The 10,003-nt window shown below is 65.3% G+C and carries 8 protein-coding genes; 2 read left to right on the top strand and 6 right to left on the bottom strand.

The window, feature by feature from the left end:
• Positions 1-291: 291 nt before the first annotated feature.
• Positions 292-1,215 carry a PepSY-associated TM helix domain-containing protein gene (locus OC446_RS09105; protein ID WP_262028707.1) on the bottom strand — a complete coding sequence of 308 codons (924 nt, stop codon included), beginning with the start codon at positions 1,213-1,215 and terminating at the stop codon, positions 292-294.
• Positions 1,216-1,342: 127 nt separating this feature from the next.
• The gene (locus OC446_RS09100) at positions 1,343-2,131 is read right to left on the bottom strand and encodes a type 1 glutamine amidotransferase (protein WP_315986490.1); all 789 of its coding nucleotides are present in this window, start codon (positions 2,129-2,131) and stop codon (positions 1,343-1,345) included.
• Between the two features lie 151 nt (positions 2,132-2,282).
• Between OC446_RS09100 and OC446_RS09095 the strand changes: the two genes are divergently transcribed.
• Positions 2,283-3,188 carry a DMT family transporter gene (locus OC446_RS09095; protein ID WP_262028705.1) on the top strand — a complete coding sequence of 302 codons (906 nt, stop codon included), beginning with the start codon at positions 2,283-2,285 and terminating at the stop codon, positions 3,186-3,188.
• 70 nt (positions 3,189-3,258) lie between these two features.
• Here the strand turns inward: OC446_RS09095 and purU are convergent, their stop codons facing one another.
• The 4 genes from purU to OC446_RS09075 all read right to left on the bottom strand — a co-directional run bounded on the left by purU (position 3,259) and on the right by OC446_RS09075 (position 7,656).
• Positions 3,259-4,122, bottom strand: a complete 864-nt coding sequence (gene purU, locus OC446_RS09090; protein WP_262028715.1) for a formyltetrahydrofolate deformylase — start codon at positions 4,120-4,122, stop codon at positions 3,259-3,261.
• Between the two features lie 32 nt (positions 4,123-4,154).
• Complete coding sequence (gene serA, locus OC446_RS09085) at positions 4,155-5,747, bottom strand: phosphoglycerate dehydrogenase (protein WP_262028704.1); 1,593 nt, start codon at positions 5,745-5,747, stop codon at positions 4,155-4,157.
• Between the two features lie 201 nt (positions 5,748-5,948).
• Positions 5,949-7,121 carry a phosphoserine transaminase gene (locus OC446_RS09080; protein WP_262028703.1) on the bottom strand — a complete coding sequence of 391 codons (1,173 nt, stop codon included), beginning with the start codon at positions 7,119-7,121 and terminating at the stop codon, positions 5,949-5,951.
• A gap of 190 nt (positions 7,122-7,311) precedes the next feature.
• A complete protein-coding gene (locus OC446_RS09075; RefSeq protein ID WP_262028702.1) occupies positions 7,312-7,656 on the bottom strand; it encodes a hypothetical protein in 345 nt (114 codons plus the stop codon).
• A gap of 1,046 nt (positions 7,657-8,702) precedes the next feature.
• Between OC446_RS09075 and OC446_RS09070 the strand changes: the two genes are divergently transcribed.
• Positions 8,703-9,974, top strand: coding sequence for an efflux RND transporter periplasmic adaptor subunit (locus OC446_RS09070; RefSeq protein WP_262028701.1), 1,272 nt, complete (start codon positions 8,703-8,705; stop codon positions 9,972-9,974).
• Positions 9,975-10,003: the final 29 nt, after the last annotated feature.

Genomic DNA, 10,003 nt, shown 5'->3' with positions numbered 1-10,003 from the left:
CCTACGCGATCAGACCCCGTGGCAAAACGCTTGACGAAAAACACAGTCGCTGAGGAGCGGAGCGTCTCGAAGGACGAGGGCGCCTCCTGTGCACTCTGGACGGTCCTTCGAGACGGCGCTGCGCGCCTCCTCAGGATGAGGTCAGAGGGTGTTGGTACAGATGGCGAAGATTGCTGGGACTGATCTCGGGATCAAGTCCGGAGAACGGCCATGACGCGGAAGGCGCCGCCCGGGCCGTGATGTGGAGGATGTCATCCCCCCTCCCGGGCGAGAGACGGAAAGCAGTGGCTGTCACGTCACTCTTGCGAAACGTTGCCGACTGGAAAGGCGGCGCAGCTGGCGGCGCAGCCAGATCCAGCTGCCGGTGACCAGGAGGCCCAGGAGCGCCACCGACGTGACGAGGTTCAGGATCGCAAGGGCGAAACCGCCCCAATTGCCCTCGTGGATGAGACGCGGCCAGCTGCGGGCCATGGGAACGGCTCCTTCGCGGCTGAGGGCATAGGTTCTCATCTCCCCGTCTTCGGCCATGCGGGCCGCGAGATTGCGGCCGAGAGGCCGGATCCAGCCCAGAGACGACAGGTCGTGTTCGACCGCGAGCACGCGCACGGCCTCCCGCAGGGGCAGAGGCGGCCCGGAGACGCCGGCAGGCGCCGGAGCGGGCGCCAGGGAGATGCCGAAGGCGAGAAGCAGACCGGTCAGGGGACTGAGGATCACCAGCGGCAGCAAGAACCAGGCCATGCCTTTGTGCCAGCCCGACAGGGTGTTGCGCAGCCTCGGCCAGCCCATGAATATCCCGAGCCCGATGAGCGCCAGCATGGCCACCGTCGAGGCGGTCACCAGCCATCCGGCCCGCAGGAGCAGGTGCTCATGGATCTGACGCGCCGCGCCGAACAGGTCGGAGAGCGATCGTGTCGACGGGTCTGCAGGCTCCCCCGTCCCGAGATCGACCGTCACGGTTCCGCCGGGCTGCACGGCGTTGATCGTCAGCGTGTTCTCGTTCGGGCGCAAAAAGAGCGCGCGCGCCGTGCCCTGGGGGTCGTAGCGCTGGAGCAGCCCTTCGACGGTCTGCACCGAAACGGAGCCAGGCTTGATGGCGCTCTGCACCACGATGGGTTCGAAGGAGAGGATCAGGCCGGTCACGATGACGGCCAGCAATGGCAGGGCGAACATCAAAGCCACCCACCGGTGCAGGCGCAACAAAAGGGATTTGCTCATAGGGGATTCAGCTCCGGGCACGAGAACGCCATGATCGTGCCGACCGGGCCGAAGCTCAAGTTAAGGTTCCGTCATGTCGGCGCCAGCAACGTCAGGATGCACTACGCGAGCGCGGCGTCTGCGCGCCTCAGGCCCGTCCCCGCGCACTCTTCGCCGTCTTGACCCGGTGCTCGATGAAGTTGCGGATCTCCCGGGTGCGTCGCTGGGGGTCGAGGACTTCTGCGTCGATGCCGTGCCGCCAGGCAAGATCGAAGCGGGCGGGATCCTTGTCGAGGGTGCTCAGGTCCTGCGCATAGGCCACGGCATCCTCGGCGGTCCGGCAGAAGCCTTCCCTCACCAGGATCTCGGTCCGGCGGCCCAGGATGACGGCGAGTTCGCTCAAGGAGAATTCGGGGTGATATTGCACGCCCCAGAACACGCCCCCGTCCTGGCGGATTTCGGCGGCCTGGACGGGCGAGACGGCATTGCCGGCGAGCACCGTGCAGTCGCCCGGCAGGGCCGTCACCATGTCGAGGTGGATGGCCGGCGCGTCATAGGCTGCGGGCCGTCCCTCGATCAGGGGATGCTCCCGGCCTGCCTCGGTGGCCGTGATCCTGCGGGCGAGGCCCACCTCGCGCCCGAGCGGATTGGGCCGCACGTCCCCGTCCGCCGCGACGGCCGCCACCTGCAGGCCCCAGCAGGAGCCGAAGGACGGGGTGCGGGACGCATAGACCGCCCGCATCAGGTCGATCTGGCTCAGGATATCAGGGGTGCGGTCGTAGATGTTGAGATGTGACCCGGTCAGCACGATGCCGTCATAGGACTCGAGCCCGGCCGCATCCGGCAGGTTCGCCCCCGGGTCAGCCGGAAAAGCGATGTCGCAGACGGCCTCTCCTTCGATCGTCTGAATCACCGCCGCATACGATTCAGACGGCATAAGTCCATAGGCCTCCCTGTGGGCCTGCCTTGCGCCTCGCGTATTGCCCTCGATCACCAGAAACCTTAAGGCCATGCGTGTCACCCGCTTTCTTTCGTGCCGGTTTAGCCGAACGGCACACGGCCGCAAGCGCAATAAGGTCCATCCTCCGATGAAGGTTCTGCAATCGCTGCGGCAAGGGCTCTGGGGGCAGGCCTATCTGCTTCTGGTCCTGACCACGCTCATGTGGGCGGGCAACGGCATCGCCGGCCGGCTCGCCATCGGCGAGGTCTCGCCTATGGTGCTGACCTGCCTGCGCTGGGTGGTCGTGGTGGCGATCTTGATGCCGCTCGTGGGACGGCAGCTCGTGGCCGAGCGGGCGAAGTTCAGGGAGCGGTGGCTTTTCACGCTCATGATGGGCGTGTCGGGCTTCACCGCCTTCAACGCGCTCTTCTACGCCGCCGCCCACCACACCAGCGCGGTCAATCTCACCATCTTCCAGGGCTCGATCCCCGTCTTCGTGCTGCTGGGCATGATCGTCGTCTTCCGCGCCCGGGCGATCCCGCTGCAGATCATCGGCATGATCGTGACCTTGATCGGCGTGATCACGGTGTCCGTCAAAGCCGATTGGGAGATCCTGAAGACGCTGGCGATCAATATCGGCGACGTGTGGATGCTGATCGCCTGCGTGTTCTATTCCGTCTACACGCTGGGCCTACGCTACCGTCCGGCAATGCCGGGCCTCGTGTTCTTCGCCGCCATGGCCCTCGTGGCCTTCGTCAGCTCCCTGCCCCTGGTCGGCGTGGAGATGCTCCAAGGCACCGCGCAGTTTCCCACGCCGAAGGGCTGGCTCATCCTGCTCTATGTCGCGCTCCTGCCCTCGCTGCTGTCGCAGATCTTCTTCATCCGCGGCGTCGAGCTGATAGGCCCGACCCGGGCCGGGCTCTTCGTCAACCTGGTGCCGGTGTTCGGCGCCCTGCTCGCCGTGGTGCTGCTCGGCGAACCCTTCGCCATCTACCACGCGATCGGACTGGCCCTGGTGCTCGGCGGCATCTGGCTCTCCGAGCGGCGGCGGTAAGTACGCTCCACTGTCATTGTTATAGGTTCCGGGTTCGCCTCCGGCGCCCCGAAAGGACGGTCACGTCTTACTAATCCGCGAACACCACGGTCTTGCGGCCGTTGAGGAGAATGCGGTCCTCCAGGTGATAGCGCACGGCGCGCGCCAGCACGCGGCGTTCGATGTCGCGGCCCTTGCGCACGAGATCCTCCGCCGAGTCGCGATGCGTGATCGGCTCCACGTCCTGCGCGATGATCGGGCCTTCGTCGAGATCGGACGTCACGTAGTGGGCGGTCGCGCCGATCAGCTTCACGCCGCGGGCATGGGCCTGGTGATAGGGCTTGGCACCCTTGAAGCTGGGAAGGAACGAGTGGTGGATGTTGATGCAGCGGCCCGCGAGCTTCGCCGCGAGCCCGTCCGACAACACCTGCATGTAGCGCGCGAGCACCACGAGGTCGGCCTTGGAGTTGCGGATGATCTCCCAGACCTGCGCCTCCTGTTCGAGCTTGGTGTCCTTCGTGACGGGAAGGCAGTGGAACGGCACGTCGCCCAGATCCACATGGCTGTAGGTTTCCGCCGGATGATTGGCGATGACGCCGACGGGCTCGAAGTCGAGCTCGCCGATGCGCCAGCGATAGAGCAGGTCCGCGAGGCAATGGTCGAACTTCGAGACCAGCAGCATGACGCGCTGCTTCCGGTTCTGGTCGCTCATCGTCCACGTCATGCCGAAGCGCTCGGCGAGCGGCGCGAAGCCGCTTCTCAGCGCCTCGATGTCGCTCTCTCCCGTCACCGGGTTGAACACGACACGCATGAAGAAGCGGTCCGTCTGCGTGTCGTCGTATTGCTGCGCGTCGAGGATGTTGAGGCCCGCATCGGACAGGTGACCTGCCACGGCCGCCACGATGCCGGGACGGTTCGCACAGGCGAGCGTCAGGACGAAGCGTTGCGACGGAATCGGTGCCATGATGCGTCCCTTAATCCCTGTGGTTAGAACCGTACCGCGCGGGCGCGCTTGACCTGCGGGATCGCTTCGATCCGGCGCAGGAGCTCGTCCGACACGGGCTCGTCCACCGACACGAAGCAGATGGCATCGCCGCCCGGCTTGTCGCGGCCGAGCGCGAAGGTCGCGACGTTCACGCCGGATTCTCCGAGCAGGGTGCCGAAGCTGCCGATGAAGCCAGGCTTGTCGTCGTTGCGCACGTAGATCATGTTCGGCGCGAACTCGGCATCGACCATGATGTCGCGGATTTCGGTCACGCGCGGCTTGCCGTCCTGGAACACGGTGCCGCCCGCATGGCGCGCCATATCCTCCGCGTCGACGATGATGCGGATGAAGCTCTCGTAGTCACGGGCCGCGCTCTCGCGCTTGACCTCCTCGACCGTGATGCCGCGCTCGCGCGCGACCACGGGCGCCGACACCATGTTGATGTCCTGCAGGAAGGGACGCAGCACCCCGGTCACCGCCGCCGAGGTGAGCGCGCGGGTGTTCATCTCCGCGACCGCGCCCTCGTATTCGATGCGGATGCCCTTGATCGGCGCTTCCGTGAGCTGGCCCAGGAAGGAGCCGAGCTTGTCGGCGAGCGCGACGAACGGCTTCAGGCGCGGCGCTTCCTCGGCCGTGATGGACGGGAAGTTCACGGCGTTCTGAATCGCGCCCTGCAGCAGGTAATCCGACATCTGCTCGGCGACCTGCAGGGCCACGTTCTCCTGCGCTTCCGTCGTGGCCGCGCCGAGATGCGGCGTGCAGACCACGTTCGGATGGCCGAAGAGCGGATTGGAGGTTGCCGGCTCCTCGACGAACACGTCGAAGGCCGCGCCCGCCACATGGCCGGAATCGAGCGCCGCGCGCAGCGCGACCTCGTCCACGAGGCCGCCGCGGGCGCAGTTGACGATACGCACGCCTTTCTTGGTCTTGGCGATGTTCTCGGCCGAGAGCACGTTCTTCGTCTTCTCGGTCATCGGCACGTGCAGGGTGATGATGTCGGCGCGGCGAAGCAGGTCGTCCAGCTCCACCTTCTCGACACCGAGTTCGACCGCGCGCTCCGGCGACAGGAACGGATCGTAGGCGATCACCTTCATGCGCAACCCGATGGCGCGGTCGGCCACGATGGAGCCGATATTGCCGCAGCCGATCACGCCGAGCACCTTGGCGGTCAGTTCCACGCCCATGAAGCGGTTCTTCTCCCACTTGCCGGCCTGCGTCGACGCATCCGCCTGCGGGATCTGGCGCGCGAGGGCGAACATCATGGCGATCGCGTGCTCGGCCGTGGTGATGGAATTGCCGAAGGGCGTGTTCATGACGATGATGCCCTTCGCCGTGGCGGCGGGGATCTCGACATTGTCGACACCGATGCCGGCGCGGCCGATCACCTTCAGGTTCTTCGCCTGTTCGAGGATCTTCGCCGTCACCTTGGTGGCGGACCGGATGGCGAGGCCGTTGTAATCGCCGATGATGGCGGCCAGTTTTTCCTTGTCCTTGCCGAGGTCGGGCTGGAAATCGACCTCGATGCCGCGGTCCTTGAAGATCTGCACGGCGGCGGGGGAGAGAGCGTCGGAAATGAGAACGCGGGGAGCGGGCATGGTGCACCTCAGATGTGCCGCCCCTTCTACCCTCCCCTTGAGGGGGAGGGTCGGCTCGAAGAGCCGGATGGGGTGAACGGCGCAGTCGGTTTGATTAGCTATGCGTTTTGTCCGAAGGCGACGATGACGGGCGGCGCTGCCACCCCACCCCGCCGCCCTTACGGGCGTCGACCCTCCCCCTCAAGGGGAGGGTGAAGAACCTCAAGCCGCTTTCGCGAGCTTCGCCTTTTCCTGCGCGAAGGCCCAGTCGAGCCAGGGCGTCAGGGCTTCGAGATCGGATTGCTCGACCGTCGCGCCGCACCAGATGCGGAGGCCTGGAGGCGCGTCGCGGTAGGCGCCGATGTCGAGGGCCACGCCCTCCTTCTCGAGCGCCGCCGTGATGCCCTTGGCGACCTGCGCGACTGTCTCGGGACCTTGTGCCACCACCTCTGGGTCGGCGATCACGAGGCACACGCTAGTGTTGGAAGCGGTTTCCGGAACCTTGGCGAGGTTGGCGATCCAGGGTGTCTTCGCGACCCAGTCGAGGATGACCTTCGCATTGGCGTCGGCCTTGGCGACGAGCTTTTCTAACCCGCCCATGGACTTCGCCCATTCGAGCGCGTCGATGTAATCCTCGACCGCGAGCATGGACGGCGTGTTGATGGTCTCGCCCTCGAAGATGCCCTCGATAAGCTTGCCGCCCTTGGTCATGCGGAAGATCTTCGGCAGGGGCCAGGCGGGCTTGTAGGTCTCGAGCCGCTCCACCGCGCGGGGCGAGAGGATGAGCATGCCGTGGGCCGCTTCGCCGCCCAGAACCTTCTGCCAGGAGAAGGTGACCACGTCGAGTTTCGAAAAGTCGAGCTTCTGCGCGAAGGCCGCCGAGGTGGCATCGCAGATGGTCAGGCCCTCGCGGTCGGCCGCGATCCAGTCGGCGTTCGGCACGCGTACGCCCGAGGTGGTGCCGTTCCAGGTGAAGACCACGTCGCGGTTCTTCGTGTCGACCTGGGAGAGGTCGGGAAGCTCGCCGTAGGGTGCATTGACGACGCGGGCGTCGGACAGCTTGAGCTGCTTGACCACGTCCGTGACCCAGCCCTCGCCGAAGCTTTCCCAGGCCAGCATGTCGACCGGACGGGCCCCGAGCATCGACCACAGCACCATCTCGACGGCGCCGGTATCGGAGGCGGGCACGATGCCGATGCGGTAATCGGCCGGCACGTCCAGCACCTCGCGGGTGAGGTCGATGGCGAGCTTCAGCCGCGCCTTGCCGAGCTTCGCGCGATGCGAACGGCCGAGGCTGTCGGTTTTCAGGTTTGCTAAGGACCATCCGGGGCGCTTCGCGCAGGGGCCGGACGAAAAGAAAGGCGCGCGCGGACGCGCGGCGGGCAGGTTCGTCATGTAATCCATCCTTACAGATGGGCGCCTCTCGGTGGGGAGAGGTGTCCCGCCAACCGGTATGATGGAACTGACGAGGCGGGTCAAGGCGATTTGGCACCGACTTTAGAGCATGCCGCCGCGCGCCCCAGATTGTCTCCTAAAGGAAGCCCTCTTTCATTCATTGCATTTCGCACAGCATGAAATGCTCACTTCAAGCCGGAGGAAACCAAGCGCGCTCCCGTCGGGCAAACCAAAGGCCGCCGGGATCCTCGTCCTTCGCTCCGTTGGCGAGCCATTCGCGCACAACATTCTCGATGATCTCGTCCGACCGTGAACCATATTGCGGCTGCGCGATCCATTCGTGCTCACCCTCAAGCCCACCGCCGACGACCGGCACGGCGCCGCGCGACAGCAGCTCGGCGATGCAGCGACGGACATAGTCCGTCAACGCCTCGCCTTCGAGACCGAAACCATGCCGGCCATCCGGCACGATCTGCCACATCCCCACTGCATCGATGGGCAATTCGTTGGCCACCATCTTGATCCATTCGCTCATGGAGCGATCGAAATATTTATGCCTGAGTTCCTGTGTCATTGCTGATGCACTTTGTAACCGCTTCTTAGAATGGGATGATTATTCTGAATAACATCGACCGTGATGCCATTCTCTTCACTTCGCCTCACACCAAAAATGGACCCATCTGGCCGCCGATACCAGAGACCTCGATATCCCACGGGAGACTGAACAACCTGCGAGCCCGGCGTAAGGGCCTCAAGTAAGCTGTCGAACTCCGAAGATGTTACGGTACGTGTCCGATCGGATGTACTCCTATACCGCATCCCGACATGCTGCCCGTCGGGCATGAGGATTTCCTCCATTGGTCCACGGACGGGCTCCGGTCTGCGCAATTCCCTCAAGCGAGCCGCAGCCTGCATGGCTGCAGCTTCATTGGCGAGGATGGCCCCCTCGACTCCCTCGTAGATGCTCGGCGTCGGTCGCCAGTTCGGATCATGTCGTTGGACCTCCTGCACCAAAGCCCGCGCACGGGCAGCCGACACGTCGAGGCGCACCTCTTGAGCTGGCGTCGTCTCGTAGGCTCGACCGCGAATGACACGAGTGCTGCCACCTTGTCTGGGACGGTTGGAAACGAAGTCGATACGCGAAGCACCCTCGCTGCCTCCTCCGTCGGTCCAACGCCCGCCGCCGGGATTCCCAGCAGGCACGCGCGGCTGGCTCGGGTTGAACCGCTTGAGCATGAGGAACAGGCGCAGGCGCCGAAGTTCCAATTGAGCGCGCGAGAGCGCGTGACGGGCTGCCTTCCAATCCTCCTCTAAAGTCCACAAATCCATAAAAAATCCGTTCAAAAAATATGAATGGATTCTTAGAACAAATAGTGAACATTGTCAAGCTTGCGGCACCTTGTGAGTCTGGCCAAACTCCTGACCTCGCCTCTAAAAAACATTCAGATTACGAAATCGTAATACAAAACATCGTGTTCGCTGCGTTATGTTCGCAGCGCTTGGCATGTATTATGCTAGGACCACTTCCGACAATTACGACCAAGAAGCCAATAAGGTCGAACGACTGAGTTAGGAGCGAGCATGCGTGTGTCCGGTCAACTCGCTGTCATTGCCGTGCTGGGGGCAGCAGGCTTTGGCGGCTGGTACGCCTACAAGGGCGGCCATCTGGCCAATGTGCCCGTGATCGGCGCGTATGTGAGCCAACCCGCAGGCCAGCAGGCCTCCGCTCCCGGAGGCCGCGGACGCGGCGGACCGACCGGCCCCGCAACCGTGGACGTAGACACGGTCAAGACCGGACGCATCGTCGAGACACGGGAATCCGTCGGCACGGTCCGTGCCTATGAATCGATCACAGTGACCGCCAAGGTGGCAGGCATCGTCGGCGAAATCGGCTTCAACGAGGGCCAGAAGGTCAAGGCCGGCGACATGCTGATCCAGTTCGACGCCGCCGAGCGCCGGGCCGAGATCGAGCAGACCATCGCCGAGGGCGGCCGCGCCGAGGCGCTCCGCAACGAGGTCGCCATCAAGCTCGACCGCGCCCGGGCGCTCAGCCGCACCGGCGCCGGAACCGGAGCGCAGGTTGACGACCTGACGGCCCAGATGAAATCGCTTGAAGGCTCCATCGCGTCGGCCCGCGCCCAGCGCAAGGCTGCGGAAGCCCGGCTCGAGGACCTGATCATCCGCGCGCCCTTCGACGGCCGCGTCGGCACCCGCTCCGTCTCCCTCGGCGCCTATGTGGCCCCGGGCACCCGCATCACCTCCCTCGACGACCTGTCGAAGGTCCGCCTCGACTTCGCCGTGCCGGAGAATCTCCTGGGCCGGCTGAAGCCCGGCCAGACGGTCAACGCCACCTCGGCGGCCTACAAGGGCCGCACCTTCAAGGGCAGCGTGTCGACCATCGATCCCCGGGTGGACCAGACGACCCGCACGGCGCGCCTGACGGCCGGGTTCGACAATCCCGACGAGGCCCTGAAGCCCGGCATGTTCCTGTCGGTGGCCCTGGAGGTCTCGAACAAGGAGGACGCGGTCGTGGTGCCGGAAGAGGCCGTCGTCAGCGAAGGCCTGCGCCACATCGTCTATCCGATCAAGGACAGCAAGGTGGAGCGCCGCGTCATCACCATCGGCCAGCGCCAGGGCGGCAAGGTCGAGGTGGTCGACGGGCTCAAGGCCGGCGAGACCATCGTCGTCCTGGGCGTCCAGCGCGTGCGCCCCGGGGCCGAGGTCGTCGCCCGCCCGGTGGGCTCCGCCGCCCCGGCGGCTCCCGTCCCGGCGGCCAACCGGGAGCAGCCCTCCCGCTCCTCACTGAACGTGCCCCAGGCCATCGGCGCTGCGCAGGCGGCCGAGCGGAAATAACGCGCCCTGCTTCTCTCCCCCTCGTGGGG

The sequence above is a fragment of the Microvirga sp. Mcv34 genome, assembly GCF_024519725.1.
GTDB lineage: Bacteria > Pseudomonadota > Alphaproteobacteria > Rhizobiales > Beijerinckiaceae > Microvirga.
The sequence above is the reverse complement of the archived record's forward strand: the minus strand, read 5'-3'. Positions and strand labels throughout refer to the sequence as shown.

Coding starts and splice junctions, on each gene's coding strand:
- OC446_RS09100 (WP_315986490.1), bottom strand. CDS start 2,131: ATGCCGTCTGAATCGTATGCGGCGGTGATTCAGACGATCGAAGGAGAG.
- OC446_RS09075 (WP_262028702.1), bottom strand. CDS start 7,656: ATGAGCGAATGGATCAAGATGGTGGCCAACGAATTGCCCATCGATGCA.
- OC446_RS09095 (WP_262028705.1), top strand. CDS start 2,283: ATGAAGGTTCTGCAATCGCTGCGGCAAGGGCTCTGGGGGCAGGCCTAT.
- OC446_RS09070 (WP_262028701.1), top strand. CDS start 8,703: ATGCGTGTGTCCGGTCAACTCGCTGTCATTGCCGTGCTGGGGGCAGCA.
- OC446_RS09080 (WP_262028703.1), bottom strand. CDS start 7,121: ATGACGAACCTGCCCGCCGCGCGTCCGCGCGCGCCTTTCTTTTCGTCC.
- OC446_RS09105 (WP_262028707.1), bottom strand. CDS start 1,215: ATGAGCAAATCCCTTTTGTTGCGCCTGCACCGGTGGGTGGCTTTGATG.
- serA (WP_262028704.1), bottom strand. CDS start 5,747: ATGCCCGCTCCCCGCGTTCTCATTTCCGACGCTCTCTCCCCCGCCGCC.